This window comes from Pantoea sp. MBD-2R, assembly GCF_039134845.1.
In the GTDB taxonomy this organism is placed as follows: domain Bacteria; phylum Pseudomonadota; class Gammaproteobacteria; order Enterobacterales; family Enterobacteriaceae; genus Erwinia.
The window spans coordinates 515,062-542,004 of sequence record NZ_CP152417.1 but is presented as its reverse complement, the minus strand read 5'-3'; the positions used below and the strand labels follow the sequence as shown (position 1 = coordinate 542,004).

The window sequence follows — 26,943 nt, the reverse complement described above, 5'->3', positions numbered from 1 at the left end:
TCCCCCATCTTCTCAGGGACACCGGCGGCACGGTAAAAAGGGATTACGGCAAAGATCGTAGCGGTAAACATAGTTTTCCTCGTGCCGGAAAGATTAGCCGGTCAGTTTTTTGGTCATCGTTAATAGCTTACTGACATCGTCTGCCCGGGTGCATCCCGTTTCCTTATCGATAATCGAGCTGTAGATATGCGGAATGATTTTACTGACGCCTGCTTCCAGCGCGATCGTCAGGATCGCCTCATAGTTTTGCAGATCGATACCGCCGGTCGGCTCCAGCCAGAAATCCTGTTGTGCACAGGCCTGCGCCACCGCTTTGAATTCATCAATCGCCTGAAGGCCGCCCATCGGAAAATATTTCACCGAGCTGCCGCCCATATCTTTTAACAGCGCGATCGCCGTTTCAATCGGAACGACGCCGTCAGGTGCCTGCGAGCTACGCGGGCCGGTAGAGATTTTCACCTGTCCCGGCGTACCGGTGGGAGAAATCAGTCCATTGACCACGGTTTGGTCCTGTCCCAGCAACGCACGGCTGGTAGCCACGCCGGTAAACACCTGGTTGACGTGCTGCGGCTGAACGGCAGCAGCAATCGCGCTGACCATTGCTGACTGATTCGGATCGCCAGCGCCCAGTCCAACGGAGAGCGCGTTATCAATCAGCGCCGCATAGTCACGCATATCGTCTACCGCGCGGGTAACGCTGTCATAGTTTTTCGACAGCACGCCAACCAGCACATGGCCTTCCGCCGCCTGCCAGATGTCACGGGCGTTCTCTTTTGAGCCAGCCAGCACGTTCAGACAGACGCGGTCACGATAAAAATTCGGGGTCAGCTTCATGCAGGGTTTCCTTGCGATAAAAGACGGTTAATTTGAGTGGCAATGATCTCCAACTGACTGGGCGATACGCTGCGCACGTCCACTTCTACCAGGCCTTCGTTCGCCTTGTACCCCCGGAAATAGATCGCGATGTCACCGGTTTTTAGCGCCTGAACCACCTCAGTCGTGGTGCGGCCAAGGGTGGCCTCATCAAAATGGATCTCTGTGCGGGCAATATCACGCCCCGCTGCATCCCACACCACCCGGGCGCTGATGCCATGAATGGCATTCAGGCTGTCGATAAACGGCGTCATTTTTTCCACCATCTGTGCGCCGGAAGCTTTTTCCAGCCGCAGATAGTTTTCAATGGCCTGAGTCAGGCCAAGAATGCCTTCTTTACCCACTTTCATCGCGCGGCCAATGCCCATCGACTGACGTTTTACCCACGCCACAGGCTCTTTGCGCCCCATCACCAGACCGCTGGTCGGCCCTTCAATCGCTTTGGCACCGCTGTAGATCACCAGGTCGGCACCCTCGCGGTAATAGCATTGCAGATCTTCTTCGGCGGCCGCATCAACAATCAGCGGAACGCCATGCCGGCGCGCAACTTCTGCGGCCTGCTTCACACTAAGGTGGCTTTTCTGCACGCAATGATGCGATTTGATATACATCACGGCGGCAGTTTGCGGCGTGACGGCGGCGGAAAGCTGCTCCGCGCTGCATTCGTTGGCATAGCCGGCTTCCACCAGGCGACCGCCGCCCATCGCTACCATGGTGCCGACCGGTGCGCCAAAGTTAACGTTATGGCCCTTGGGCACCACGATATCATGCGGCACGGTAAGCGGAGCCGCATGGAGGTTTTCCAGCAGCCAGTCATCGTCTTTCACAATCACTGCCGCGACGGATTGCGCAATACCGGCAGAGGCGCAGGAGACCACGACCGCATCTTCTGAGCCGAGCAGCCCGGCGATGTAGGCACCGGTTTTATTGACCAGATCTTTCATTTCGAAGTAGTGATTCAGGCCGTAGTTGACCGTTTCGACCACGTCGGCGGCGGGCGTTGACACCCCAAGGATCGTCATGCGCCCGGAAGCGTTGATCACCTGTTTTAAGCCATATTTTTCATAAATCGAAGACATGATGCTTTTTCCCTTCGTCAGTAATAAACCATTTCCCTTTAACCATGGCGGCCAGCGGTACCAGCTGCTTTTCACCCGCTTCCGATTTACCTTCGGAATCGGTGAACACGCAGGCGGCTTCGCTGAGGTCAAAGAGGGTCAGGTCGGCATCAAAGCCCACCGCAAGTTTCCCTTTGTTATGCAGCCGCAGCCCTTCTGCCGCATGACGGGTAACGCAGGCGATTATTTGTGGCAGCGTCATTCCCACGCTGAAGAACTTCGACATCACGTGTGCCAGGGTGTAAACCGGCCCGTTAAGGCGATTGCGGCAGTAGATATCGGAGCTGATGGTATGCGGCAGAATGCCTTGAGCGATGGCGACTCGCGCCACCTCAAAACTAAAACTCGCCGAGCCGTGACCAACATCCAGCCGCACGCCGCGTTTTATTGCCTTTGCAACAGAAGCACGCAGCTCGCCAGCCGGCGTCAGAATGCGGTTCGGCTTGCCGTTATAGCAGTGGGTGATAATGTCGCCCTGACCCAGCAGCTCGGCTATCTCATCCAGATCGGGGGGGTTATTACCGATATGCACCATCAGCGGCAGATTGCCGTTTTCCTGCTGGATTTCTTTCGCACCGATCAGCGGCTGGATGCCGTTAGCGCCAACGACGCTACTGCTCATGCGGGCTTTGATGCCGATGATAAAGCCAGGCAGGCGCTGAACCGCAGCCCGCACGCTCGCTTTGTCGATCTGCTGCATATCCGCCAGTTCGTTCTGCGTAACGATGCCGGTACGGGCAATATTCAACAGGGCATGAACCTGAGTGTTGGCGGTTCGCGTCAGCTGATAAAAGTCATCGACGTCGTCCGCGCCGGTACTGCCCGCATCCACGACCGTGGTTACGCCCGTTTCCACACCAATCCGATCCGCTTCATCATGATAAATGGGCGATTTGGGATAGCAGTGGACGTGAGAATCAATCCAGCCCGCACTCAGCCAGTAGCGTCCGGCCAGATCGATCTCCTGCGTCGCCTGCCATTGTGGCTCGCCCAGCGCGGCGATTTTGCCGTCGTGAATGGCAATCGTCGTCAGGCTGCCGTCGGCCAGGCGAGCGCGGCGAATAATCAAATCAAACATCACTCACTCCTTCCGCTTCTCACAGCGCAACCGGGAAAATCGCACCCAGCAGCATGGCGCCCAAAATGGCACCACCGGTGATAGGTTTGTTCCAGAGATAGAACAGCAGCGCGCCAATCAGCGATCCCAGCCCGATAGGAATGGAGGCGGCCATGGCCGACAGAATGATTAACGGCCCGAGAAAACGCCCGGACGAGTTGCCCGCGCCCATCATCACGTCTGCGCCATACGTTGAGTCGCTGTTATTGATGGTGAATTTACGGGCCAAAATAATGACGTAGCCGATGGCCAGCCCCAGCAGCAGCCCGGTAGCCAGCGATGCGGCAAAGTTGGCAACCGGGAAGACAATGCCCGCGCCGAGCAGTAATGCAGGCACGCCCAGCCCGATCCCCGTTTGGATCGCGCCGCCGATATCCAGGATGCCGACCAGCGAGCCTTCGATGATTCGGGCGAAGAGAAAGCTGGCGCCAAACGCCGCCACCGCGCCATAGACGCCGGTTTCCATTCCGGCTCGCAGCATGGAAACAAAGGCGACTTCATTGAACGCGCCCAGCCCGTAGACGTAATACATATGCGTACCGGCAAACACGCCCGCGGAGAGCAGCCCGACGAAAATCGGGAAAGACCAGTCGGCATACCAGAAACCGCTTTTAGATGCTTCCATTGTCATCTCCTTATTTTCCGCTCAGGGTGTTGTGGATCATCTCAAGCCAGCCCGGGACGCCCAGCTGGAAGGATTGCAGCATTTTCATATCGAAGCCGCGGAAGAAGCCGCTGAGAACGAACAGCAGAACGATGGCGAACATCATGATTTTGGTCACTTTGTTCCAGCCGCTCTCCTCCACGCCCTTGCCGATCAGAATGCCCAGCACCAGGCCCGGCACCGCATTGCCCATGATCAGCTGGGCAAGGCCGCCAAAAATGGTGGCCCAGAAGCCCGACTTTTTACCGGCATCGATGGCGGCCAGCCAGAAGATCACCGGCATCACCGTGTTCACCAGCAGGTTAGCGGCAGGCACCAGCACTTTTACCGCCGTCACCTGCAATGCGGCGGGCACCGCAGACGCGGTAGAATTGAGAAAAGCGACAACAACCATGCCGATCAGGCCGCAGGCAATGGCCATTTTTTTCGGATCGTGCAGCGTTTCAGCCACGTTACGGTTTTTCACCATCAGCGCGGCCGCCCCCCAGTTCGGGATGATGCGGTGATCCACATCCTGCGTAAACGAGCCGGCAGCCACGGAAGAGGCCCAGGCGTTAAAGAAAAAACCCAGGCCGAAAGAGAAATGCGAAGCCGGATCGCCCTCGCAGGAATTCAGTTCACCCAGCGTACGAAAAGCGCCCATCCCCTGGGTCGTTGGCGCATGGAACATTCGCGCCGCACCCGCGCCAACGCCGACACCAACCAGACCGCCGATAATGAGCGACTTAAATAAAATGATTAAAAACATTTGGTTTTCCTTATTGATCGCGCCAACGTTTTCAGGTCATGTCCATCCAGCTTTATCGCGTGGCAAAATCGATCTTTGCGGTGTCGACAATGCTGACGTTGACGGTAATTTCCAGTTCAACGCCATAGCTCCGCCTCTCCCGCGCCAGAAAGAAAAACAGGAATTTTTCTTTTCTGACCTGCTGCCACGCCTGCACCACTTTTACCTCAGCGGGTTCAATGCGCAGCAGCACCTTACCGGTCGATTTTAATAGCGTGTTTTGTACCCGGCTCAGCGCATCGGCAAAGGCTTTTTCTTTACTGTCACCCTTGCCGCTGACCTTCACCGTGGTCGCAAATTGTTCCTTCATCATCAGGCACCGTACTTCTTGTTCCAGGCCTGAACCAGGCGCTCTCCCAGCTCTTCCTTGTCCATAAAGCCGAAGCCAAGCACGGTTGCGCCTTCATTGATTGCCGTAACGCCTTCATCGACGGAACGCATGCCGTGTTTCGCTTTATAGCCATATTTGTTTTGCGCGGTGATAGCACCCGCGCCGCCGCTGCCGCAGAAGGAGATGCCGAAAGTGGCATTTTCAGCCTTCATCACGTCGCCCAGCTTCATGTCGGCGGCCATCCCCGGCACCACCACGGCTTTACCGCCGGCTTTTTCAATTCCGGCCGCGACTTTCTGGCCTTTACCCAAACGATCGCCAATAACTACAATGATTTGTGACATAGTGATTTCCTTAACAGGGTTAGCCTTCGTTTTTTGCGACTTCGAAGTGCACGGATAAAAGCCAGGCCTCTTCAACAGGCAGATTGCCGAACAGATCCACGACCTGCTGGGCCAGCGTCATTGAGTCGGGCGAGATGTCTTCAAACAGCGCTTCCTCGACTTCCGGCAGAGGTTCGCCGGTCCGGGAACGCAGCGCCATTGCCCGCACATGTGAGACCAGCATCTGCTGCTGTACCGGCGTGGGAGTGATATGTTGAGCGAAAAACAGGTCGGCAATCTGACTCATCACCCTGTCCGCCAGCGCCTGAATAGCGCACTCCTCAGCCGACATGTTTATTGATACGGCTCCATCTGCCATTGCACTCCCCTTATTTCCCGCCGCGGCTTTGATTAGCAGCGCAGTTTATTTGCGATAAAAAGAAACTAACGCCGGGAACGCTTTGTGTGGAGCAGCTTTTTTTCCGTTTCAAAACGGAAATTGCATCAAGGGATGTGATCGCGGGTACAAAAAGCGTTTTTTCCTGTAGGGACAGAATTTCGAAGCTGTAATAACGTTAAATGCAGCGTTAAAACGCTTTCAATACGGAATATTCCCTCAGGAACAGAACGCGGGAGAAGATAGCGAAGGGTAACTATTGGAAAAACTTATAAATTAATCAGGGTGCTGAAAATAAAAGGTGGGGAAGGCCCTGTTTTAACTGCCTGAACCGGGACGCTACTGGCCCGGTTCAGGCGACGGATAATAACGTTTAGCCAACCGCCAGGCTAAATTTACTGTCCGGCGATTTTCATTTCTGGAATCAGTACGGAACCACACTGAATATTACTGCGGGTTTCAATGTCGCTGCCGACCGTGACCATATTGCGCCACATCTCCTGTAAATTACCGGCAATGGTAATTTCACTCACTGGATACTGAATAACGCCGTTTTCCACCCAGAAGCCCGCCGCGCCGCGTGAATAGTCACCGGTGATACCGCTAACACCCTGGCCCATCAGTTCTGTCACCACTAAACCGGTACCCATTTTTTTCAGCAGCTGTTCGAAGCTGTCGCCCTGACCGTTAATGCGCCAGTTATGAATGCCGCCCGCGTGACCGGTGCTTTGCAGGCCCAGCTTACGGGCGGAATAGCTGGTCAGCAGCCAGGTTTGCAGGACGCCATCTTTGATGATGTCACGGTTCTCGGTACGAACGCCTTCGCTGTCAAATGGCGTGGAGGCCAGTCCTTTCAGCAAATGCGGCTGTTCCTGAATCGTCAACCACTCGGGCAGGATCTGTTTACCCATTGAATCCAGCAGGAAGGTCGATTTGCGGTAGACGCTGCCGCCGCTGATCGCGCCAACCAGATGGCCGAACAAGCCTGTTGCCACTTCGGCAGCAAAGATTACCGGCGCTTTCATCGTTGAAAGCTTACGCGGCGACAGGCGCGACAGCGTGCGGCGCGCGCACTCCTGACCTACCCACTCTGGCGTTTGCAGATCGCCAATCGCGCGTCCAATCGTGTAGGCATAGTCACGTTCCATGTCGCCATCCGCCTCGGCAATCACGCTGGCAGAAATCGAATGGCGGCTGGAGGAATAGCCCTGGATCATACCGTGGCTGTTACCGAACACTTTAATACCGACGTGGCTGTTAAAGCTGCCGCCTTCGGTGTTAGTTATACGTGAATCGGATTTCAGCGCGGCTTCTTCCGCACGAGCCGCCAGCTCGATCGCCCGATCCGGATCGAGATCGGTGGGATGGAAAAGATCCAGATCGGGCGCATCGAACGCCAGCAGTTCGCGATCGGCCACGCCAGCGTAAGGATCCGGCGAGGTATAGCGCGCAATATCAATCGCCGCCTGCACGGTGCGCTTGATGGCGTCGGGGCTGAGATCGGTGGAAGACGCGCTGCCTTTACGGTTCTGATGATAAACGGTGATGCCCAGGGCGCCGTCGCTGTTGAATTCTACGTTTTCCACCTCGCTATAGCGGGTGCTGACGCTGATACCGGTGGTTCTGGTCACGGCAACTTCCGCCCCATCGGTGCTGACTTTAGCCAGTTCGAGTGCTGTCGCTACCGCCTGTTCGAGGGTTTTACGCTGTTCTGCAACTTGGGAGAGTAATTTCATTGACCTACCATATAATTAACAGAGGGCTGCTCCGGGCAAAAATCGCCAGATTTCCAGACTCTTTAGTGATTAGGGATGATTTGAGTCTAACAGACTCAGCGAACAATTTCGCAGTGCCCTGAGTTTCCTGATAGCATTAGCCTCTTTTTTAGGGAGCCTCCCATGACCAAACAGCCCGACGACTGGCTCGATGACGTACCAGATAACGAAGAAGAAGACGAAGAGATTATCTGGGTCAGTAAAAGTGAGATCAAACGCGATGCCGAGGAGCTTAAGCGCCTGGGTGCCGAACTGGTTGAACTGAGTAAGAATTCGCTGGATAAAATCCCGCTGGATGATGATTTGCGTGCCGCTATTGAGCTCGCACAGAAGATTAAAAAAGAAGGACGTCGCCGTCAGCTACAGCTGATTGGGAAAATGCTGCGTTCGCGTGAAGAAGATCCTATTCGTCAGGCGCTGGACAAGCTGAAGAACCGTCACAACCAGCAGGTTGCGCTGTTCCATAAGCTGGAAGTGCTGCGCGATCGCCTGATTGAAACCGGTGATGATGCGATGCCGGACGTATTGGCGCTCTACCCGGATGCCGATCGTCAGCAGCTGCGTCAGATGATCCGTAATGCGCAAAAAGAGAAAGCGACTAACAAGCCGCCAAAAGCTTCCCGCCAGATTTTCCAGTATCTGCGCGAGCTGGCTGAAGCCTTTTAAGGCTCAGCGAGCCTTTTATGGCAGGCCAGACTGTCCGGCTCTATTACCGGCCGGTCTGGCTGCTATAAAAACGCCGGCGCCCGGCCTGAATTATTTCGCCAGCCTGTCCAGCAGCTTCTGATGAATGCCGCCAAACCCACCGTTACTCATCACCAGAATATAATCGCCCGACTGTGCCGTTTTGGCGATCATCTCGACCAGCGTATCTACGTCAGCGCTCCAGTGCGCAGGCTGCACGCAGGCATCGGCCACTTCAGATACCTGCCACGGAATATGGTGCGGCTGTAGCAGGAACACCTCATCCGCACGGCCCAGCGCCGGCGCCAGATCGTCTTTGCTAACGCCCATTTTCATGGTATTGGAACGCGGTTCCAGCACGGCCAGAATACGCGCCCGTCCACCAACCTTGCTGCGCAAAGCGGTCATCGTGGCCAAAATCGCGGTGGGATGATGAGCAAAATCATCGTAAACCTTGATGCCGTTGGCTTCGCCACGCAGCTCCAGACGACGCTTAGCGTTGATAAAATCATTCAGCGCCAGTCCGGCGTCTTCCGGCTTCACGCCTACGTGCCGTGCCGCAGCGATAGCCATCATGCCGTTATGCATATTATGCTCGCCAACCAGCGACCAGTTCACTTCCGCCACGCGCTCGCCATCCAGCCAGACTTCCCAGTGCGAGGCGTCCGGCGTCAGTTTCTTCGCCTGCCAGCGGCCGGTTTCCCCTACGCTTTCCTGCTCGCTCCAGCATCCCATGGCGATCACCTGTTTCAGGTTGCTGTCCTGTTCAGGCAGGATAATGCGGCCCTGTCCCGGCACGATACGCACCAGATGATGGAACTGCCGCTGAATAGCGCGCAGATCGTCAAAAATGTCCGCATGATCGAATTCAAGGTTGTTGAGGATCAGCGTACGCGGGCAGTAATGCACAAATTTGGAACGCTTATCGAAAAAGGCGCAATCGTATTCATCCGCTTCGATAACGAAGAATGGGCTTTTTCCTAAAGTTGCGGAAACCTCGAAATTCCCCGGCACACCGCCGATAACGAAGCCCGGTTCCAGCCCGCAAGCCTGTAAAATCCACGCTGCCATGCCCGCTGTGGTGGTTTTTCCATGCGTTCCGGCGACGGCAAGCACCCAACGGTCACGCAGTACAAAATCATGCAGCCACTGCGGCCCGGAAAGATAGGGAATGTTACGTTCCAGCACCGCTTCCACGCAGGCATTACCGCGCGTCATCGCGTTACCGATGATCACCAGATCGGGTGCAGGATCGAGCTGGGACGCGTCGTAACCCTGAATTAAATCAATGCCTTGCTTTTCTAAAAGCGTGCTCATTGGCGGGTAAACGTTGGCATCCGAACCGGTAACGTCATGACCCAGCGATCGGGCCAGCATTGCCAGACCGCCCATGAAAGTGCCGCAGATACCGAGGATATGAATACGCATAAAAGATCCGTTAACTGGAATGTCCGGCGCACAGTGTACCGTCCTCATCGTGCGGAAGAAACGGATTTGCCCTATGTTCTTTACCCTTCATTCGGCTAAACTGCCCGGGTATATGTTGGCAGCTTGTTTCGCAGGCTGCTGTTCAACCGCAGATTCAGGGATTGTGTTATGAAAACGTTAGGCGAATTCATAGTCGAGAAACAACACGACTTTCCTCACGCCACTGGTGAACTGACGGCACTGATTTCCGCCATCAAACTGGGCGCGAAAATCATTCACCGTGACATCAACAAGGCTGGTCTGGTCGATATTCTTGGCGCCAGCGGAGTGGAAAACGTGCAGGGTGAGCAGCAGATGAAACTCGATCTGTTTGCCAATGAGAAGCTCAAAGCCGCGCTGAAAGCGCGTGGCATTGTGGCGGGTATCGCGTCAGAAGAAGAAGACGAAATCGTCATCTTTGAAGGCGTGGAAAATGGCAAATATGTCGTGTTGATGGATCCGCTGGATGGCTCCTCCAACATTGACGTCAACGTTTCTGTCGGCACCATTTTCTCTATCTATCGTCGTATTACGCCACCAGGCACGCCGGTTACTGAGGAAGATTTCCTTCAGCCAGGCAGCCAGCAGGTTGCCGCAGGCTATGTTGTCTACGGTTCTTCCACCATGCTGGTTTATACCACCGGCTGCGGCGTGCATGCCTTTACCTACGATCCGTCACTGGGCGTGTTCTGTCTCAGCGCAGAAAAAATGACCTTCCCGGAAAAGGGTTACACCTATTCCATTAACGAAGGAAATTATATCCGCTTCCCACAGGGCGTGAAAAAGTACCTTAAGTTCTGTCAGGAAGAAGACAAGGTTTCCCGTCGTCCTTATACCTCGCGGTATATCGGTTCACTGGTGGCAGACTTCCACCGTAACCTGTTGAAAGGCGGCATTTACTTGTATCCAAGCACCGCCAGCCATCCGAAAGGCAAGCTGCGCCTGCTGTATGAATGCAACCCCATGGCATTCCTGGCTGAACAAGCCGGTGGTAAAGCCAGCGACGGCCGCGATCGTATCCTCGACCTGGTGCCGGAAACGCTGCACCAGCGCTCGCCGTTCTTTGTCGGTAATACCGAAATGGTAGAGGATCAGGAACGCTTCCTGCGCGAATTCCCGGACGCATAACCTCACCGTTCTGTTGCTGAAAACATCTCGGGTGATTGAACGATCCCCGAGATGGCTCTGTACAGAGAGCATGCGTGTATAAAAAGCGCCGTCCATGTCTGCGCTTTACGGGCCGAGCCGGGCCCGTAATCCTTTGCCACCGACGCTACAGGTTCGTCAGCTGTTTGCCCCTTCTCACGCCAGACTAATTTTAAATGCCGCCATTGACTGAACCAGCTGCCGGGACTGCTCCTCCAGTGACTGAGTAGCCGCGGCTGCCTGCTCCACCAGCGCGGCGTTCTGTTGCGCCACTTCATCCATCTGAGTGACCGCGATGTTAACCTGCTCAATACCGTGGCTTTGTTCCTGCGACGCGCTGGAGATCTCCCTCATCAGTGACGTTACGCGCGTGACTTCGCTGGCGATATTGTCCATGGTTTCCCCCGCCCGGGTCGCCATCTGCGATCCTTCACTGACCCGGCTCTGTGATTCGGCAATCAGCTCCCGGATCTCTTTTGCCGCCGTCGCACTGTTCTGCGCCAGCGTGCGAACCTCGCCAGCAACCACGGCAAATCCTCTGCCCTGCTCGCCAGCCCTGGCGGCTTCCACCGCCGCGTTTAGCGCCAGGATATTGGTTTGAAAGGCAATGCCATCAATGACCCCAAGAATGTCGCCAATGCGTGTTGAGCTGCGGGTGATTTCCTGCATTTTCTCCATCACCTGGCCGACCGCATCGCTGCCCCGCCCGGCGCTGACAGAAACGGATTGCGCCAGCTGATGTGCCTGAGAGGCGTTCTCCGCATTCAGCTTCACGGTCGCGGTTAACTGTTCCATGCTGGCCGCCGTCTGTTCCAGCGAGGCCGCCGACTCTTCCGTACGTTGTGAAAGATTCAGGTTGCCGGAAGAGAGCTCGCGGCTGCCCACGTCAATTTGCAGACTGGCATCCCGTACCCGACTGACGGAAAGCTGTAACGAAGCCTGCATTGCAGCCAGGGCGCCATTCAGGCGGCCCAGCTCATTTTTCCCGCTCTCGGGCAGAGTCTGAGTCAGATCCCCCGCGGCAACAGATTCCAGATGTTCAACGGCAACATTCAGCGGCTTGAGCAGGATTTCCCGCATCAGCGTCCAGGAGACCGCCAGCAGTACTGCCGTCAGTACACCGCAAAAAACGATCAGCGCCATTAGCACTTTCTGATTCCAGGCCGCTTCAGCCAGCTGCTGCTTCGTGGTCTGGTCAGCAAACATACGGAACCGATCGACCGACTGCCTGAACGACGTATTCAACGGCGTTAGCTTTTCTTCCAGCAGCTGATAATAAGTATTGAGGTCATTTGCCTGTAAGGCAGCAATCATCGGTTTAATTCCCTCGGCGAGGTATCGCTGATAATGGGCCGCTAACGCATCAGCCATGGTCTTGCCCTGGGCGGTCACCGTTCCGGCATTGATAAACTGCCTGAATTCATCATTGGCATTTTGAACAAAATCATCAGCCTGATTAATCACTTCCCTGGCCTGCTCCGTCTGGCCCGTTTGCATCTTTCTGGCTGCTAACGCAGAAATCGTGCGGGTGCGTAACAGATAAGTATTGGCGCTAAACAGGCTGTTCAGTTCAGCACCCTGGATACGATTAACCACATCCAGCGAGCGGTTGCCCTTGTTGATGGCGGTAATGCCCATCACGCTGACCGCCAGTAACATCAGCGTCATGGTAATCATCAGGAGGGTTAATCCTGTGCGAATTGAAATTTTCTTCATCATTGCGGCGTAATCCTCAATCGAGTCTCTGTGACGAAATATATAAGCACAACTGACTTATCGGGCCGCTAAAAGCGATCTTTAGCGGTCGGAGGGTTCGCATCGCCAGTGAAACGTCTTTAGTTGATCTGGATCAATTTTGAGCGATGATTGCGGTGAAACGCGACACGATAAAAACCGGGCATTTTATCAATCTGTCGAAAACGGTCGATGGCGTTTCAGCGCAATACTGGAGCATTCCTAAAGGCCAAAAAGGGGGGATACTTTCAGATTCAGTTGGCTATAATGAGCGTCACTTGATTAAGACTGACTAAAGGAATTAACCATGAGTTTGAACCAGGTTCCAGCGGGTAAAGACCTGCCAGAAGATATCTATGTTGTTATTGAGATCCCGGCAAATGCCGATCCGATCAAATACGAAGTAGATAAAGATTCCGGCACCCTGTTCGTTGACCGCTTTATGTCTACAGCGATGTTCTATCCGTGCAACTACGGCTACATCAACCACACTCTGTCTCTGGATGGCGACCCGGTAGACGTACTGGTACCAACTCCTTACCCATTACAGCCTGGCTCAGTGATCCGCTGCCGTCCGGTTGGCGTGCTGAAAATGACCGATGAGTCTGGCGAAGATGCCAAACTGGTTGCGGTTCCGCACACCAAACTGACCAAAGAGTACGATCACATCAAAGATGTGAACGACCTGCCAGAGCTGCTGCGTGCTCAGATCACTCACTTCTTCGAGCAGTATAAAGCGCTGGAAAAAGGCAAATGGGTGAAAGTAGAAGGTTGGGACAACGCTGAAGCAGCTAAAGCTGAAATCGTTGCCTCTTTCGAGCGCGCTAAGAAGTAATTTGCCGCCCGAACGCTGCTGCCTTGTGCGCCCTGCGCTGCAAAGCAGTAAAAAAAACACCGCTCAATGAGCGGTGTTTTTATTTGTCAGCAATCAGGCTGGATCTGATGCGTTGCGCAACAACCAGTCACCGCTTTCTATATGTTGCTTACCTTCTACCGAACGCTGGTAGACATACAGCCAGGCGCTGCCATACGGCGTTTGCACCAGTTCGCGCTTGTATTCACCGCCCTTGGTTCTGAGCGCATCCAGCTCACCCAGCGTGGACGCATCTATCCGGTAAACCTCACAATAGACCAGGCCGTCACCCACAACGACGCCGGGATAATGGCCCAGATTATACAACGCGTAGCCAGCGATCTGATGATCGCCCAGCCACTGCCCATTGGTCATCCAGTGACTGTTGCCTTGCTTACGCCTCAGGCTGCCGTAGACAATTATTCGCATTTAAAACTCAAACTGATAGAGCACATCGAGTGCCTGGTCAATTCCAGACACCGCTTCTAAATAGAGTTTCGGCATCAGGCGATAACGCAGGGTTAAGGTCGCCAGTGAATCAAATATGCCAACACCGTATTTTACCTGTAGACCCGGCAGTACGTAGCCGCTGACCTGAACCTGCTGACTGTCGCCAACGCCAGCCGTATCCAGTGCGAGATTACTCACGCCAAACGTCTCCCCGATTTTACCCACAACCTGCCCACTTTGTGCAAGCCCCAATCCAACCAGTGCGGAAGTTAATGCGCTACTGTCGCTGCCGGTGGAGTCCAGCCCCTGTCCGCGAAGCAGATAAGAGAGCGCTTCCTGTTGCGACATCGTCGGGTCAGAGAACACTTCTGCCTTGGGTTCATCGGCAAGACCGGTGACGCGAACGCCAGCCGTCACGTCATCTTCTGTTGCTTCCGGGTTACGTATTGCCTCAAAGTTCAGGTAAGGCTGATTCGCTGGCCCGGAGAATTGCAGCTCGCCTTTACGCACGATCAGATCCTGTCCATAGGCATGGAAGCGCCCGGAAGGGATATTGATCTGCCCATTCAGCCCCAGGCCGCGTTTATCCTGCGCCAGTTTCAGATCGCCGTTCAGCTTCGCTTTCAGACCAAATGCGCTGAGTCGGACATCGTCGCCGACGTGAATAACCAGATTACTGTTGATCGGGATCGCGGTGCTTTTTGGCGCAATCGGCTGGAGGTTTTTATCCAGTAGGACTTCGTCTGACGACACGCCCACCGCGCTTTCCGGTACTTCCTGCACGATAATTCTCGCCCAGGGAATATCCACGCGGCCGTTTAAATTAAACGCCTGTGGCGTAGCTTCGAACTCCAGATCGGGAGAAACATCCATCCGCACCATCGGCGGCACCGTTACCCGAATTTTGTCTCCTTTCGCCGCGATGCGGGCGCGCCAGGCATCAAGCTGCGCCCAGTCGGCGTTGCCGCTTAACGTCAGCTGCCCGCGGGAAGTCTGTATCAGCCCTTCCAGCGTTGAACTCATGCCGTTAAATATCATGTTAAGGTTCGCGGCAGTCAGATCAACCGGCATAAAACTGCCGTCCACGTTAACGTTTTTCAGGCCAAGCTGACCGTAAACCTGTGGCTTTTGCAGGCTGCCGCCCAGACGCAGATTGCTGTTCAGCAAGCCCGCGACTTTTTCGCCTTTCATCAACGCCGGGTTGAGCATAGCCAGATCGATATTGGCAATATTGACGTTGCCGGACAGCGTGCGCCTTCCCTGGGGATCGGCGATCTGTACGTTGCCGTCCAGCTGTCCGTTTTTAGCAATACGGATCAGCCAGTCCAGCTGTGCCCGGCCATTACGCAGCGCCGCGTTGAGATTCAGCGTGTCAAAGGCGATGGGCAGCGTGTTGCCATCCACATCCTGTTCAACTTTCACGCCGTTGCCTTTCAGGGAAACGCTCCCCTGCGGCAGCGCGCCATCCGCTGTCCAGCTGACGTCCGCGTTACCATTGAACACGCCGCCAAGCTTGGTGCCGTCGCCCAGGAAAGGCTTGATCATCGCCAAATCGAAACGGTTAAGTACCACTTTCGCATGGCCAGAAGGCCCGGCTTCAATGGTTTGCGGCACGCAAAGCTCCGCGTTTGGATTCTGCCAGCAGTGCGCGCCAATCGAGACCGTCTGCTTGCTGTTGAGATAATCGAGCGCAATGGCTCGTGACAGCCGCCATTCGCCAACTGGCGTATCAAAGCGGGTATTATTGAGCGTACCCTGCCAGCGCTGCGCCTGGCGATCGAAACTGCCGTTCAGCTGAAGCTGGCCCGCGACCGGTTCGCCGTTGACCACAAGCTTTAGCTGATGCTGCTTTTCGCTGCCGCTGGCATCCAGATTCAGCTGGGAGATTGCCAGCGCGTCCTGCTTCAGTTGCTCCACGCGCAGCGCCAGCTTGCCCTGGATCTGCTCGCCAGAACGAACATCGCTTTGCAGGGAAACCCGGCCAATGCTCATTGCCTGCCAGCGCAGGCCAGTCGCGGTCAAATCGGCCAACAGCTGCGGCGCTTTTAAATCGCCCCGCGCTTTAATCGTGCCTTTGGCGACGCCGCCCAATCCCGGCAGGGCGTTATCCAGATGCTGCGCATCAATGTCCGCATCCAGTGCCAGCTTGTCGCCCAGCGAACCTTGCAGATTAATGTTGTTGCGGCCCAGCGTCAGTTTGATGCCGGGAATATTCCACTGGTTATAGCTGTTGCCATACAGCGAGCCGTTAGCGCTTACCGCATTCTGCTTCACGTTGCCGCGCAGCGTCAGCTCGGGAACCCGCATCTGCCAGCTTCCGCCATACAGGCTGCCGCGCGTGGTGATTTTGCCGTCCAGTTTTGCTGGCCAGTCAGGATACTGGCGAGCAGTATTGATACCAGAGAGCGTCAGTTCGCTCCGCCAGCTAATAGCCTTGCTCCAGTCCACCAGCGCCGTGAGATCGGTGTTGCCCTCCAGCGCAGCCAGCCGCAGTTTGTCGAGCGAGAACTGTTCGGTGTTGCCTTTGCCGTCAAGCGTCAGCGTGGCAGGCGGAATGGCCTCGCCTTGCAGCGCCGTTTTCAGCGACATCACATAGTCCGTCGCTTTGCCTTTGATACTGAAATTAACGTTGTCTGCCTGATACTGCGCCGGGCCAGTCAGCGGCCAGCGCAGCTGTGGGCTTTGCAGCGTCATGGCCAGCGGCAGCCCGGCTTCTGCCAGCTTCGTTTGCGCAGCCAGCTGAACCCGCACCGGGCCAGAAAGGTTAAGCGCCATGTTCAGCTGTTCGCGCAGACCGCCGCCAAGGGTCATTTTTATTTTCTCGCCCTTGATCGGATCGAGATTCAGCGAGCTGTAGAGCGTGAAGTTAACCGGCCAGCTGTCGGCAAGCGTCGCCTGACCCTGCGCGTTCAGCTGCCCCTGCGGCGAATCGACATCCAGCGTTTCAAGATGCAGCAGGCGATCCTGCGTTTTCGCTTTGACCAGCAGACGGGTTACGGCGATATCGGTATCACCGGTAATGCGCAGCTGTTCGCCCAGGATCTGCTGCACGTCGACATCCAGCGGCATTTTGAAGTCGGGGAAGTCTGGCAGCAGCGGCTTGGCAAACATCGCTTCCAGCGTTTCGCCCAGCGGCGGCTCCTCGGCTTTCGGCTGCTGAACTTTCGGCTGCACGACCTGCTCATCCGCCACTTTGGCTGCTTTCGGCAGTGCGATCAGCAGCCCCTGGATATGCGTCGGCGTCAGGGTCAGCGCACGCTGCTGCCAGTTGATACCGGAAGTGAAATCGGCCAGTGAAATCGCCGTGTCATCAACCTTCACGTTGATATTATGCAGCGCCAGATGCCGTAAAGTAATCGGATAAGGCGTACTGAGATCGCCGGAAGATTTCTCTTCTTCGGCAGGCGCTGGCGCAGCAGGCGCCATTTTTTTGCTGTCGACCACAACGTTGACGTCTTTCAACGACAGATCGTTAACGCAAAACGCGCTCTGTTTCAGGCAGCCCAGCTGCACCGCCAGATGAAACTCACCGGCGTTCACCGTGACGCCCTGCATCTCATACTGCACGCCGCTCAGCGTGAGGTTGCGCCAGCCGCCCTCGACCTTCTTGATGGCCAACCCAGGCACCCAGCGATCGGCCGCGCTTAACAGCAGGTGCAGACCAGGCGTGGTAGCGATTAAAAACGTAATGCTGCCCAGCAGCACGAGCAGAAAAATCAGGATACCAATAAGGACCTTTTTCCAGCGACTCATAGTTCAGGCCCCAGTCCGATATAAAATTGTATGTCTCTGTCTTCGCTGTCGCCGACGGGGCGAGCAATATCCAGTTTGATCGGCCCGACCGGCGACTGCCAGCGCACGCCAAAACCGGCACCGGTTTTCACGTTGCTTTGCTTGATGTCATTGACCGCTTCCCCGGAATCGATAAACACCGCGCTCCACCACTTACCGGTTACGTTGTACTGATATTCCAGCGATCCGGTTGCCAGTTTGGAGGCACCGGTCAGCTTGCCGTCGTCATCACGTGGCGAGATGCCTTTATATTTGTAGCCGCGAATACTGCGATCGCCACCGGCGAAGAAGCGCAAATCCGGCGGGACGCGTTCAAAGTCATTGGTTTCGATCCAGCCGAGATTGCCACGCGCGACAAAACGGTGTTTGTCGGCCAGCGTGCGTATCCAGACGTTTTGCGCCTGCACAACGGCAAAGTCGATGTCCGATCCCCAACTGGTATCAGAAACGTCCAGCGAGTACCGCTGCGAATCGCCCCATGTCGGCATCAGCCCGCCGCGTGAACGCGTGCGGTTAATACTGACGCCGGGGTAGATCAGCATAGTGGTGTTGGTAACGTTACCTTGCGTAAAGTGATCCAGGCTCCAGTGCAGGTTGACGGCCCGCTGCCAGCCGGTGGACGATTCCCAATAGCGCGACGCGGCAAGCGTGGAGGAATCGGATTTAGTGTCGTTCAGATCGGTTCTTTTCAGGCCGCCCTGCAACAGGTAATACTGCTCAATCGGATTTTTTAGCAGCGGAATTTTATAGCTGAAGTCGAGCTGCTGCTCCGGCGCGGAGATATTGGCGCTGGTGGTAAAGCTGTGGCCGTAAGAGTTGACCCAGGGCCTTTTCCAGGTGGCTTTTACTCGCGGCCCCACGTCGGTGGAATAGCCGACGCCCGTTTCAATGGTGTTTTCGGTACGCGGGCTGACCACGCCATGCAGCGGCAGAACCTTGGTTTTTCGGGACTGATCAAACTGAGGCGCGACCACTACCGAGTTGAACCAGCCCGTAGCGGACAGGCGGCGGTTCAGCTCGGCCAAATCTCGCGAGCTGTAGTAGTCGCCTTTTTTAAACGGCACGAGGTTTTGCAAATACTCTTCGCGGATCTGCGATCCCTCAAAGCTGACATCGCCAAAGCGATAGCGCTGCCCGCTGTCGTAGTCGATATCCCAGAAGGCTTCGCGCCGCTCAACGGACACGCCCAGCTGGCTTTTACGGTAGTCACCGTCGAAATAGCCTTTACGCAGCGCCATATTGCTCAGAGAGCTTTTAAAGCTGTCGTAGTCGCCGTGATTCAGCACGCCGCCGATTTTCCCTTTGCCGCTGCGCAGAAGTTCCTGGTAATCCGCGTCGGTACGGGCTTCTCCGCGAATAATTACCGTTTCACCGGCCAGCTTCACCGGCTCGCCCGCCGTGACTTTAGTTAACAGTACGGGCCGCTTGCCGCCCGCTGGCGGAGGCTGAAGCTCGAACTCAATCGTCGGATCGTAATAACCGAGCGCTTTCAGTCCTTCTTTTACGGCATCGCTAACGCGCGCGCGAAAGCGCCCATCTGCGGAAACTTCTTCGCCAGAGATGGTAGAAAGCCTTGCACGGACGTTTTTCTGTAATTCCCCTGACAATCCTGTCACCTGCAAGCGCACCGTTGCCGCCTGGGCGGCGGGTGCGGCAGCGATCAGACATAACATGCAATAAACATGAATTCGTGGCACGCTAACTCCTGATTTTGTTGCCGGCCCTGATTCCAGCTGGGCACAACCTCTGAATGACGATACGGCTTTGGATTCTAAGCATGGCAACTTTTTATCGCGCCCGAACCTCTTTTTATTCGAAAAGCCAAATTTTTGACGTATTGTGTGCAAAGAATCGACACGTTACAACTCGGGATGACGATCGAAAGGGAGGTTACACAAACATTTCCACCCGACTCAGACTAATCTCAGCCTTCTTTTCCTGCTCTCCGGCAAGAAAACTCTGCTTAGCGCCGTAATTGTAAGCAATCGTCACCACAGCTATAATTCACAGCTGTGGCCCCGTTGTGGCCTGTTGACTGAATTCTGCCCCCGGCTCTTTCGGCGGATGCAGACATTTTTGGCACGGATAGCCCAGCCTCGCTGAAAGGAGATAAACCTCTCTCTCATGCGCTGCCCAGGCCAAAAATGACAGGTAATTAACTCAAGGCCTGCTTTGGCGCGCTTTCATCCGAAAGCCACTAAGCCGAGCCATTTTATGGATGTTCTATGTTAGACAGCTTGCTTGTCATCTTCCTGCTGATTGCGATCAGCTCGTTTTTTTCTCTTTCCGAAATTTCACTGGCAGCCGCCCGCAAAATTAAGCTGAAGCTGTTGGCGGATGACGGCAACATCAATGCCCAGCGCGTGCTGAAAATGCAGGAAACGCCCGGCATGTTCTTCACCGTGGTGCAAATTGGTCTGAACGCGGTCGCTATCCTCGGTGGTGTGGTGGGCGATGCCGCCTTCTCCCCCGCTTTCCGTTCGCTGTTTGATCGGATAGCCAGCCCGGTGCTGGCTGAACAGCTCAGCTTTATTGCCTCTTTCACCGTGGTCACCAGCCTTTTCATTCTGTTTGCCGATCTTTTTCCCAAGCGGCTGGGCATGATTGCGCCTGAGGTGGTTGCGCTAAAAATTATCAATCCAATGCGTTTCTGCCTGTTTATCTTCCGGCCGCTGGTGTGGTTCTTTAACGGCGGTGCCAACATCATTTTCCGCCTGTTTAAAATCCCGCTGGTGCGTAAAGACGATATTACATCTGACGATATTTATGCGGTGGTAGAGGCAGGTGCGCTGGCGGGTGTGCTGCGTAAGCAGGAGCATGAGCTGATTGAAAACGTGTTCGAACTGGAATCACGCACGGTTCCCTCTTCCATGACCTCACGAGAAAACGTTGTCTGGTTCAATCTGAACGAAGACGAATCGAGCCTGAAAGAAAAGATTGCCAATCATCCTCACTCAAAATTCCTGGTCTGTAACGATGATATTGACCATATCGTCGGTTACGTCGACTCAAAGGAGCTGCTGCTGCGCGTGTTGGGCAATCAGAGTATGGCGCTGAACAGCGGCGTGCAGATACGCTCTGCGCTGATTGTGCCGGATACGCTAACGCTTTCAGAAGCGCTGGAAAGTTTTAAAACCGCGGGCGAAGACTTTGCGGTGATCATGAATGAGTATGCGCTGGTGGTCGGCATCATTACGCTTAACGACGTGATGACCACGCTGATGGGCGATCTGGTCGGCCAGGGCATGGAAGAGCAGATTGTGGCTCGCGACGAAAACTCATGGCTGGTGGAAGGCGGAACGCCGATTGACGATGTGATGCGCGTACTGCATATCGACGAGTTTCCACAGTCAGGAAACTACGAAACTATCGGCGGCTTTATGATGTATATGCTGCGCAAAATCCCTAAACGTACCGACTTTGTGAAATTCCACGGCTATAAATTCGAAGTCGTTGATATCGACAGTTACCGTATCGATCAGCTGCTGGTGACCCGAATTGATGCACGCCCAACGGCGGCGGCGGCTGTACTGACAAAGATTGTGGAAGAGTAAACGAAAACTATCATGGCCACGCCAGAATGAAACGTCTCTGCAAAGTGAATAAAGACTACGTGGCATTTTGGTAATGGATTAAAATATCAACGGTAATATCGCTTATTATCTCCTGCCTGAAATCGGCCAAAAATCCGAATTCGGGCAGGAGGATAAGCGAAAAAATAGACTCCTGCCGCCCGCCATAATATATTCATCCTGTGTAAAGAAGATACCGAAAGACAATACAAGGAATGTATTACGATGGTTGAACTGCAGTTTCCCTGCACAATATTCAAAACTCAAAAATGGATGGACGACTACAGCGCCGGTGATATGCAGTGTGGCGACTTAACTGAAGCGCAGTTAAAAACGCATTATCATCTGATGGATGTTTCGACCCGAGTCAATCCCTACACGCTGACAAAAGTCACCCCGTTCAGCCAGCCGCAGTCAATGTTTTATGGCTCCCGTGGCGCAGGCGAAAAAATTACCCGCCAGGAGTGCGTTAAAATCCTTTTTGATGAATTCCGCCACCTCTCGCAGTCTTTCGCGCTATATGGCCCCTACAAAAGCCTGATCGACAAAATGATCACCCATCTTCAGGACGGCAAGGGTAAACCTTTTCAGGACATGTCGCTGGACAGCGCATTGAAGGAGCATATTCTACGGGACACGTCTAAAAACAGTACATTGCTACGTATAAAACAGACCTTAACAGATACTATAGACTGGACAAGTAATACTTATTCTCCTGGGAAAAAAGGAGATTTAAGCGATGCGGTACTTGGTGGCAAGCTACCGAAATTCGACCGGTTCCAGGATAATTTTAACGGCATGGGCATCACCGTTCATGATACCTGGGCTACACATATCACGATTAAATCCTTACAGATAGAGAAGGGGCGCTACCGTGCCGTGATTCATTATCAGGTACAGGATCACTTCGGTCTGGACGATAGCGATATTTTACAGTTCAAGTTTAACCAGTTCCGTTTTTTTCGTCTCTGGTTTGTACTCCAGCGCTACAATCAGTTCGGTTTCAAACCCTTTATGACCAATATAACTGCCACAGTAGATATTACCGGAGGACGCGGTGACAGTAAAAAATAAGAAATTTTTCAGTGTATTACTTTTGGTTAGCGGTTCTTTTCTCGGTTACGTTCTTTGGCGGTTACTCAGTCCTGTAGAAGTTATCGCTGTCCATCAGAGAAATAACTTCAGTGATGTTTTGGTAAAAAACTTTCCTTTTACAGACAGAGGAAAAATCAGCTGGTGGCTAAAAAACAAAGAGATACTTAAAACAAAATATAATATCCCCCAGCCGGCCTCTTATGGAAATTTCACCATTATGTTCTGGTCTTTTGGGGATGGCTATAAAGAAGAAGGAAAATATGACAGGCTCTGCTTTAAGGATATGAAGACCAAAGTCAACTGTATAGAAAAGGATGCCATTTTTTCTGTTAATAATGACAGCCAAAACAGAATACACTTTACTGTCTATGATGGTGACAATTACCTGCTGAAAGAAAATGGCGAGGTGGTCGAATATGAGTATGAGTAAATTCTCCCACCCGCATTTTGATAGCAAGAAAATCCGTCTCCACAGCGGTTTACAACAGCTACGTAGCCGGACTTTCCTGTTGTGTGACGGGCAAGCTCAGCAGCCAACAGAAAAGGCGCAAATTTGCGCCTTTCGGTCATCATCACACCAGGGCACTCAGTTGAAATCGAGCTGCAACTGCATGACCTTGCGGTTGACTTCTGACATCACGCTGTAGTGCTGTTTATCTTTGATACGCGGGATAAGGATTTTACCCTTATCAAACTCAAAAGCGCCTACGTCTTTAATGTAAATCCTGCCGCGAAAAAGCGTTTTGACGTATTTGGCTACCTGCAGCGGATTATATCGCTGGAAAATCTTCATCGTGCTACTACTCCTGAAAAATGATACGTGCTGCGTCGTGTCCAAGCTCGGTACGAATCTGTGCAGCACAAAGTGGATTCACTATAGACCAATATCGGCTTCTAAAAGTCCTAAAAGCGAATTTTTTTACTGTTTTTACACACCATGACAGTACGCTCTGTCATGCGGACACGTGCAAGCAGTATAAACCTTCAATGGCTACAGAATTGTGCTATGTGTTGCAAAGATGTTATATCCTGGCGACAGGCGCATCATCCCTGTTTAATATTGCAGGAACATGACGAACCATCTGATTATCGATAAAAGGAGTCATCATGCATTACGGCCGTCTTTTCCCCTGGCTCGCCCTGTTGCTGCCGCTAACCGCCAGCGCGCATAATTTTGTGCAGGGCGAGCGAGTTCCGCCCGTTGGCATCAACGACCGTGGCGAGCTTCGTTACCAGCAGGACAAATTCACCTATCAGAACTGGAACAGCGCAGCACTGCCGGGCAAGGTCCGGGTTCTGTTGCATATTGCAGGCCGCGCCTCGTCGAAGGAAAAGAATGCGGCGCTGATTGAAGCGATCAAAGCCGCCCGCTTCCCTCACGACCGCTATCAAACCACCACGCTGGTCAATACCGACGACGCGATCCCCGGGACCGGCATGTTTGTGCGCAGCAGCATTCAGAGTAATAAGCAGCAGTTTCCCTGGTCGCAATTTATTATCGACAGCAATGGCGTGGCGAAAAAAGCCTGGCAGCTGGAAAACGAAGGGTCCGCGATTGTCGTGCTTGATAAAGAAGGAAAAGTGCGTTTCGCGAAAGATGGCGCCCTGACTCAGGATGAGGCAAAGCAGGTCATCACGCTGGTGCGCCAGCTACTGCAACAGAAGTAGCAGAGACAGTTGTTCTGCCTCTGCTGACGAATGGCCTGTTAAAATATTGAAACGCGGAAGCCCGGGTTCAGGAACGCCTCACGTGGCGCATAGTCCAGCGTTTTACCCTGCCAGTCATGAACATGTGCACCTGCGGCAATCGCTACGGAGTGGCCCGCACCGGTGTCCCAGATATTGGTCGGCCCAAAGCGTGGATAGAGCTGGGCTTTACCTTCTGCAACCAGACAGAACTTCAGGGATGAACCGATGGCAATGGTCTGGTGCTCGCCTAAATGGCTCAGATAATCTTCCAGCTCGGTATCAGAATGTGAGCGACTGACTACGACCAGCGGAGGATGCGCTTCACGGACGTGGATTTGTGATTTGACGCCGCCTTCTTCTTTCCAGGCTTTGCCCTCCGCAGCAGAATACATCACGTCAGAAGCGGGGGCATAAACCACGCCCAGCACCGGTTTTCCCGCTTCAATCAGCGCAATATTGACGGTAAATTCACCATTACGCTTGATGAACTCTTTGGTGCCGTCCAGCGGATCGACCAGCCAGTAACGCTGCCAGTGCTGACGCACGTCCCAGCCGGGCGGATCTTCTTCAGACAGCACGGGAACGTCAGGGTAAAGTGCTGATAATCCCTGTAAAATAACTTTATGCGCGGCGATATCCGCGGCGGTTACCGGAGAGTCATCTGATTTATGCGCGACATCAAGCGGTGCCTGTCCGTCATAAATTTTCATGATGGCATCGCCCGCTTCCCGCGCCAGCTGGCATATATTATCTAACATTTTTCACCTCTTGATTAGCATCCTGGCACCGGCTTTTGCCAGTTAGTGAACCGCCCTTCCCGTTAGCAAAAATCCATAACGTGATCATAGCAGTTGATCGCCACAGAGCGCTGTTGAGCTAACAGGCCGGCTTTGTTTCTCTTTACCCACAGCATAATTCATTTACTGCCGTATAAGCTGCTGTTTTACTGCTGATTGCCTCACAAATGCAGCAGGTGACCTTCTGGCAGACAGAAGAGGTAAATATTTGTCGTGGGTCACATATTTATGAGACATAAAGTAATAGTTTCATCTCTTTTTGAGAGGCTATGGAGCCTGGCCAACCATTTTAAGGAAAAAATAATGTTCAAACCCACATTGTCACTCATCGCTTTGCTGATTAGCGGGACTTTACCCGCCGCTACGGTAGATTTTCGTTTGTTAGAAACCACCGACCTGCACAGTAATATGATGGATTTTGACTATTACAAAGACGCCGCCACGGAAAAATTTGGCCTGGTGAGAACGGCTACGCTGATTGAAGCGGCGCGCAAAGAAGCAGCAAATAGCGTACTGGTAGACAACGGTGATGTGATTCAGGGCAGCCCGCTTGGCGACTACGTGGCAGCAAAAGGCTTGCAGCAGAACGAGGTACATCCGGTTTATAAGGCAATGAATACGCTGGATTACACGGTGGGCAATCTGGGCAATCATGAATTTAACTACGGCCTGGATTATCTGCAAAAAGCCATCAACGGCGCAAAATTTCCCTATATCAATGCCAACATCATTGACGTTAAAAGCGGCAAGCCAAAATTCACGCCCTTTTTAATCAAGCCGGTTAGCGTCACGGACCGGCAAGGCCAGCCTCATCAGCTGAAAATCGGCTACATCGGCTTTGTTCCGCCACAGATAATGATCTGGGATAAAAAAAACCTTCAGGGGAAAATCACCGTAGAAGATATCACTGCAACAGCCCGAAAATGGGTGCCGGAAATGCGCAGGCAGGGCGCGGATTTAATTGTTGCTATTCCCCACTCCGGGCTGTCCGGCAATCCCTACCAGGCGATGGCAGAAAACTCCGTTTACTATCTCAGCCAGGTTCCCGGCATTGATGCCATCCTCTTTGGTCACGCTCATGCCGTGTTTCCCGGCAAGGACTTCGCCAGCATCAAAGGCGCGGATATCGCCAAAGGGACGTTAAACGGGATACCCGCCGTGATGCCAGGCATGTGGGGCGATCATCTGGGCGTCGTCGATTTGGTGCTGAATAATGATAATGGGCGCTGGCAGGTTAGCGATGCCAAAGCCGAAGCGCGCCCCATTTATGACACGGCTGCTAAAAAATCGCTGGCGGCAGAAGATCCGGCGCTGATAAAAGTTCTGGAAGATGACCACAAAGCCACTCGCGAATTTGCTAGTAAACCCATTGGCAAGTCGGCCGACGTGATGTACAGCTATCTGTCGCTGGTGCAGGACGATCCCACGGTACAAATCGTTAATAATGCCCAGCGGGACTACGTAGAGCATTTTATTCAGGGCGACCCCGATTTGGCCAACCTGCCGGTGCTCTCCGCCGCGGCGCCGTTTAAAGCAGGAGGACGGAAAAACGATCCGGCGAGCTATGTTGAAGTGGAAAAAGGCACGTTGACGTTTCGCAATGCGGCAGATCTCTATCTTTATCCCAACACGCTTGTGGTGATGAAAGTGAGTGGGGAGGAAGTTAAAGCGTGGCTGGAATGCTCTGCCGGACAATTTAACCAAATCGATCCGGGCAGCTCAAAACCGCAGTCGCTGATTAACTGGGATTTCCGCACCTACAATTTTGACGTTATTGATGGCGTTGACTATCAGATAGATGTGACTCAACCGCCACGCTATGACGCTGAATGCCAGCTGATAAATGATAAAACGTCACGCATCCGCAATTTGACGTTCAAAGGCCAGCCGATCGATGCCCATGCCACTTTTTTAGTCGCAACCAATAACTATCGGGCCTACGGCGGAAAATTCGCCGGTACCGGTGAAGATCATGTCGCCTTTGCCTCGCCCGATGAAAATCGCGCTGTGGTGGCGGCTTATATCAGTGCGCAAACGAAGGCTGAGGGAGAAGTAAAACCCCAGGCAGACAATAACTGGCGTTTGGCGAAGATTAACAGCAAGGTTCCGCTGGATATTCGTTTTGAAACGTCACCCCTGTCCAAAGCGGCTGAGTTTATTACAAAGCATTCGCAGTATAAGTTGCAGAGAGCAGGTAACGATGAAGTTGGATTTGCGATTTATAAAATAAAATTAGAAGAATAAAACCACTGATACCATAAACTCAGCCAGCCTGATCT

At 53.7% G+C, this 26,943-nt stretch carries 25 protein-coding genes; 9 read left to right on the top strand and 16 right to left on the bottom strand.

Going from position 1 to position 26,943, the window contains the following annotated elements; translation table 11 throughout:
• Positions 1–93: 93 nt before the first annotated feature.
• From AAGQ96_RS02300 to pmbA, 9 genes are all read right to left on the bottom strand, one after another.
• Entirely contained in the window at positions 94–834 is a 741-nt protein-coding gene (locus AAGQ96_RS02300) for a KDGP aldolase family protein (RefSeq protein WP_342754722.1), read from the bottom strand.
• The gene (locus AAGQ96_RS02295; protein WP_147194604.1) at positions 831–1,952 is read right to left on the bottom strand and encodes a DgaE family pyridoxal phosphate-dependent ammonia lyase; all 1,122 of its coding nucleotides are present in this window, start codon (positions 1,950–1,952) and stop codon (positions 831–833) included. The genes AAGQ96_RS02300 and AAGQ96_RS02295 overlap by 4 nt, the downstream gene beginning before the upstream one ends.
• Positions 1,936–3,069 carry an amidohydrolase/deacetylase family metallohydrolase gene (locus AAGQ96_RS02290; RefSeq protein ID WP_342754721.1) on the bottom strand — a complete coding sequence of 378 codons (1,134 nt, stop codon included), beginning with the start codon at positions 3,067–3,069 and terminating at the stop codon, positions 1,936–1,938. Before AAGQ96_RS02290 ends, AAGQ96_RS02295 begins: the two co-directional genes overlap by 17 nt.
• Positions 3,070–3,088: 19 nt before the next feature.
• Positions 3,089–3,733 (bottom strand): DUF4310 family protein, encoded by a 645-nt coding sequence (locus AAGQ96_RS02285; protein ID WP_147194598.1) that lies wholly within the window; start codon positions 3,731–3,733, stop codon positions 3,089–3,091.
• 10 nt (positions 3,734–3,743) lie between these two features.
• Complete coding sequence (locus tag AAGQ96_RS02280) at positions 3,744–4,520, bottom strand: DUF4311 domain-containing protein (RefSeq protein WP_342754720.1); 777 nt, start codon at positions 4,518–4,520, stop codon at positions 3,744–3,746.
• 52 nt (positions 4,521–4,572) lie between these two features.
• Positions 4,573–4,869, bottom strand: a complete 297-nt coding sequence (locus tag AAGQ96_RS02275) for a DUF4312 family protein (RefSeq protein WP_147200498.1) — start codon at positions 4,867–4,869, stop codon at positions 4,573–4,575.
• A gap of 2 nt (positions 4,870–4,871) precedes the next feature.
• Positions 4,872–5,234 (bottom strand): SFCGS family glycine-rich protein, encoded by a 363-nt coding sequence (locus AAGQ96_RS02270; protein WP_147194592.1) that lies wholly within the window; start codon positions 5,232–5,234, stop codon positions 4,872–4,874.
• Positions 5,235–5,253: 19 nt separating this feature from the next.
• A complete protein-coding gene (locus AAGQ96_RS02265) occupies positions 5,254–5,592 on the bottom strand; it encodes a glycine dehydrogenase (protein WP_342754719.1) in 339 nt (112 codons plus the stop codon).
• A 413-nt stretch (positions 5,593–6,005) separates the two neighbouring features.
• Complete coding sequence (gene pmbA / locus AAGQ96_RS02260) at positions 6,006–7,346, bottom strand: metalloprotease PmbA (RefSeq protein ID WP_147194586.1); 1,341 nt, start codon at positions 7,344–7,346, stop codon at positions 6,006–6,008.
• 162 nt (positions 7,347–7,508) lie between these two features.
• Here pmbA and yjgA point away from each other — a divergent pair, with 162 nt between their 5' ends.
• Positions 7,509–8,051, top strand: coding sequence for a ribosome biogenesis factor YjgA (yjgA, locus tag AAGQ96_RS02255; RefSeq protein ID WP_342754718.1), 543 nt, complete (start codon positions 7,509–7,511; stop codon positions 8,049–8,051).
• A gap of 90 nt (positions 8,052–8,141) precedes the next feature.
• Here the strand turns inward: yjgA and mpl are convergent, their stop codons facing one another.
• Positions 8,142–9,497 (bottom strand): UDP-N-acetylmuramate:L-alanyl-gamma-D-glutamyl-meso-diaminopimelate ligase, encoded by a 1,356-nt coding sequence (gene mpl, locus AAGQ96_RS02250; protein WP_342754717.1) that lies wholly within the window; start codon positions 9,495–9,497, stop codon positions 8,142–8,144.
• 168 nt (positions 9,498–9,665) lie between these two features.
• On the opposite strand from mpl, the gene fbp reads away from it, so the two are divergent.
• A complete protein-coding gene (fbp, locus tag AAGQ96_RS02245; protein ID WP_147194578.1) occupies positions 9,666–10,664 on the top strand; it encodes a class 1 fructose-bisphosphatase in 999 nt (332 codons plus the stop codon).
• Positions 10,665–10,838: 174 nt separating this feature from the next.
• On the opposite strand, the gene AAGQ96_RS02240 is transcribed toward fbp, so the two are convergent.
• On the bottom strand, positions 10,839–12,401 hold the full coding sequence (locus AAGQ96_RS02240; RefSeq protein ID WP_342754716.1) for a methyl-accepting chemotaxis protein: 1,563 nt from the start codon (positions 12,399–12,401) through the stop codon (positions 10,839–10,841).
• A 143-nt stretch (positions 12,402–12,544) separates the two neighbouring features.
• Here AAGQ96_RS02240 and AAGQ96_RS02235 point away from each other — a divergent pair, with 143 nt between their 5' ends.
• Together AAGQ96_RS02235 and ppa are read left to right on the top strand one after the other, a co-directional pair.
• Positions 12,545–12,712, top strand: a complete 168-nt coding sequence (locus tag AAGQ96_RS02235; RefSeq protein WP_168199583.1) for a hypothetical protein — start codon at positions 12,545–12,547, stop codon at positions 12,710–12,712.
• Positions 12,713–12,723: 11 nt separating this feature from the next.
• A complete protein-coding gene (gene ppa, locus AAGQ96_RS02230; protein ID WP_147194572.1) occupies positions 12,724–13,251 on the top strand; it encodes an inorganic diphosphatase in 528 nt (175 codons plus the stop codon).
• 93 nt (positions 13,252–13,344) lie between these two features.
• On the opposite strand, the gene AAGQ96_RS02225 is transcribed toward ppa, so the two are convergent.
• From AAGQ96_RS02225 to AAGQ96_RS02215, 3 genes are read right to left on the bottom strand one after another with little or no spacing between them, the layout of a single operon-like run.
• Positions 13,345–13,698, bottom strand: coding sequence for a gamma-glutamylcyclotransferase (locus AAGQ96_RS02225; protein WP_147194569.1), 354 nt, complete (start codon positions 13,696–13,698; stop codon positions 13,345–13,347).
• Positions 13,699–17,472, bottom strand: coding sequence for a translocation/assembly module TamB domain-containing protein (locus AAGQ96_RS02220; RefSeq protein ID WP_342754715.1), 3,774 nt, complete (start codon positions 17,470–17,472; stop codon positions 13,699–13,701). It abuts the gene before it with no gap.
• A complete protein-coding gene (locus AAGQ96_RS02215) occupies positions 17,469–19,184 on the bottom strand; it encodes an autotransporter assembly complex family protein (RefSeq protein ID WP_342755511.1) in 1,716 nt (571 codons plus the stop codon). The genes AAGQ96_RS02220 and AAGQ96_RS02215 overlap by 4 nt, the downstream gene beginning before the upstream one ends.
• A 552-nt stretch (positions 19,185–19,736) precedes the next feature.
• On the opposite strand from AAGQ96_RS02215, the gene AAGQ96_RS02210 reads away from it, so the two are divergent.
• The 3 genes from AAGQ96_RS02210 (at position 19,737) to AAGQ96_RS02200 (ending at position 22,608) form a co-directional block, all read left to right on the top strand.
• Complete coding sequence (locus tag AAGQ96_RS02210) at positions 19,737–21,065, top strand: hemolysin family protein (protein WP_147194560.1); 1,329 nt, start codon at positions 19,737–19,739, stop codon at positions 21,063–21,065.
• A gap of 243 nt (positions 21,066–21,308) precedes the next feature.
• On the top strand, positions 21,309–22,157 hold the full coding sequence (locus AAGQ96_RS02205) for a YPO3983 family protein (protein ID WP_342754714.1): 849 nt from the start codon (positions 21,309–21,311) through the stop codon (positions 22,155–22,157).
• A complete protein-coding gene (locus tag AAGQ96_RS02200) occupies positions 22,141–22,608 on the top strand; it encodes a DUF943 family protein (protein ID WP_342754713.1) in 468 nt (155 codons plus the stop codon). The genes AAGQ96_RS02205 and AAGQ96_RS02200 overlap by 17 nt, the downstream gene beginning before the upstream one ends.
• A gap of 156 nt (positions 22,609–22,764) precedes the next feature.
• Here AAGQ96_RS02200 and AAGQ96_RS02195 read toward each other — a convergent pair whose 3' ends face one another.
• Positions 22,765–22,971, bottom strand: coding sequence for a DUF1107 domain-containing protein (locus tag AAGQ96_RS02195; protein ID WP_147194551.1), 207 nt, complete (start codon positions 22,969–22,971; stop codon positions 22,765–22,767).
• Between the two features lie 314 nt (positions 22,972–23,285).
• Between AAGQ96_RS02195 and AAGQ96_RS02190 the strand changes: the two genes are divergently transcribed.
• A complete protein-coding gene (locus AAGQ96_RS02190; RefSeq protein ID WP_342754712.1) occupies positions 23,286–23,846 on the top strand; it encodes a YtfJ family protein in 561 nt (186 codons plus the stop codon).
• 38 nt (positions 23,847–23,884) lie between these two features.
• Here AAGQ96_RS02190 and cysQ read toward each other — a convergent pair whose 3' ends face one another.
• Positions 23,885–24,625 (bottom strand): 3'(2'),5'-bisphosphate nucleotidase CysQ, encoded by a 741-nt coding sequence (cysQ, locus tag AAGQ96_RS02185; RefSeq protein ID WP_342754711.1) that lies wholly within the window; start codon positions 24,623–24,625, stop codon positions 23,885–23,887.
• Positions 24,626–24,967: 342 nt separating this feature from the next.
• On the opposite strand from cysQ, the gene AAGQ96_RS02180 reads away from it, so the two are divergent.
• Positions 24,968–26,908 (top strand): bifunctional 2',3'-cyclic-nucleotide 2'-phosphodiesterase/3'-nucleotidase, encoded by a 1,941-nt coding sequence (locus tag AAGQ96_RS02180; protein ID WP_342754710.1) that lies wholly within the window; start codon positions 24,968–24,970, stop codon positions 26,906–26,908.
• Positions 26,909–26,943: the final 35 nt, after the last annotated feature.

What these genes read in the sequence shown, in the direction of transcription:
- AAGQ96_RS02300 (WP_342754722.1), bottom strand. Translation starts at nt 834, where the DNA reads ATGAAGCTGACCCCGAATTTTTATCGTGACCGCGTCTGTCTGAACGTG.
- AAGQ96_RS02295 (WP_147194604.1), bottom strand. Translation starts at nt 1,952, where the DNA reads ATGTCTTCGATTTATGAAAAATATGGCTTAAAACAGGTGATCAACGCT.
- AAGQ96_RS02290 (WP_342754721.1), bottom strand. Translation starts at nt 3,069, where the DNA reads ATGTTTGATTTGATTATTCGCCGCGCTCGCCTGGCCGACGGCAGCCTG.
- AAGQ96_RS02285 (WP_147194598.1), bottom strand. Translation starts at nt 3,733, where the DNA reads ATGGAAGCATCTAAAAGCGGTTTCTGGTATGCCGACTGGTCTTTCCCG.
- AAGQ96_RS02280 (WP_342754720.1), bottom strand. Translation starts at nt 4,520, where the DNA reads ATGTTTTTAATCATTTTATTTAAGTCGCTCATTATCGGCGGTCTGGTT.
- AAGQ96_RS02275 (WP_147200498.1), bottom strand. Translation starts at nt 4,869, where the DNA reads ATGAAGGAACAATTTGCGACCACGGTGAAGGTCAGCGGCAAGGGTGAC.
- AAGQ96_RS02270 (WP_147194592.1), bottom strand. Translation starts at nt 5,234, where the DNA reads ATGTCACAAATCATTGTAGTTATTGGCGATCGTTTGGGTAAAGGCCAG.
- AAGQ96_RS02265 (WP_342754719.1), bottom strand. Translation starts at nt 5,592, where the DNA reads ATGGCAGATGGAGCCGTATCAATAAACATGTCGGCTGAGGAGTGCGCT.
- pmbA (WP_147194586.1), bottom strand. Translation starts at nt 7,346, where the DNA reads ATGAAATTACTCTCCCAAGTTGCAGAACAGCGTAAAACCCTCGAACAG.
- yjgA (WP_342754718.1), top strand. Translation starts at nt 7,509, where the DNA reads ATGACCAAACAGCCCGACGACTGGCTCGATGACGTACCAGATAACGAA.
- mpl (WP_342754717.1), bottom strand. Translation starts at nt 9,497, where the DNA reads ATGCGTATTCATATCCTCGGTATCTGCGGCACTTTCATGGGCGGTCTG.
- fbp (WP_147194578.1), top strand. Translation starts at nt 9,666, where the DNA reads ATGAAAACGTTAGGCGAATTCATAGTCGAGAAACAACACGACTTTCCT.
- AAGQ96_RS02240 (WP_342754716.1), bottom strand. Translation starts at nt 12,401, where the DNA reads ATGATGAAGAAAATTTCAATTCGCACAGGATTAACCCTCCTGATGATT.
- AAGQ96_RS02235 (WP_168199583.1), top strand. Translation starts at nt 12,545, where the DNA reads ATGATTGCGGTGAAACGCGACACGATAAAAACCGGGCATTTTATCAAT.
- ppa (WP_147194572.1), top strand. Translation starts at nt 12,724, where the DNA reads ATGAGTTTGAACCAGGTTCCAGCGGGTAAAGACCTGCCAGAAGATATC.
- AAGQ96_RS02225 (WP_147194569.1), bottom strand. Translation starts at nt 13,698, where the DNA reads ATGCGAATAATTGTCTACGGCAGCCTGAGGCGTAAGCAAGGCAACAGT.
- AAGQ96_RS02220 (WP_342754715.1), bottom strand. Translation starts at nt 17,472, where the DNA reads ATGAGTCGCTGGAAAAAGGTCCTTATTGGTATCCTGATTTTTCTGCTC.
- AAGQ96_RS02215 (WP_342755511.1), bottom strand. Translation starts at nt 19,184, where the DNA reads ATGTTATGTCTGATCGCTGCCGCACCCGCCGCCCAGGCGGCAACGGTG.
- AAGQ96_RS02210 (WP_147194560.1), top strand. Translation starts at nt 19,737, where the DNA reads ATGTTAGACAGCTTGCTTGTCATCTTCCTGCTGATTGCGATCAGCTCG.
- AAGQ96_RS02205 (WP_342754714.1), top strand. Translation starts at nt 21,309, where the DNA reads ATGGTTGAACTGCAGTTTCCCTGCACAATATTCAAAACTCAAAAATGG.
- AAGQ96_RS02195 (WP_147194551.1), bottom strand. Translation starts at nt 22,971, where the DNA reads ATGAAGATTTTCCAGCGATATAATCCGCTGCAGGTAGCCAAATACGTC.
- AAGQ96_RS02190 (WP_342754712.1), top strand. Translation starts at nt 23,286, where the DNA reads ATGCATTACGGCCGTCTTTTCCCCTGGCTCGCCCTGTTGCTGCCGCTA.
- cysQ (WP_342754711.1), bottom strand. Translation starts at nt 24,625, where the DNA reads ATGTTAGATAATATATGCCAGCTGGCGCGGGAAGCGGGCGATGCCATC.
- AAGQ96_RS02180 (WP_342754710.1), top strand. Translation starts at nt 24,968, where the DNA reads ATGTTCAAACCCACATTGTCACTCATCGCTTTGCTGATTAGCGGGACT.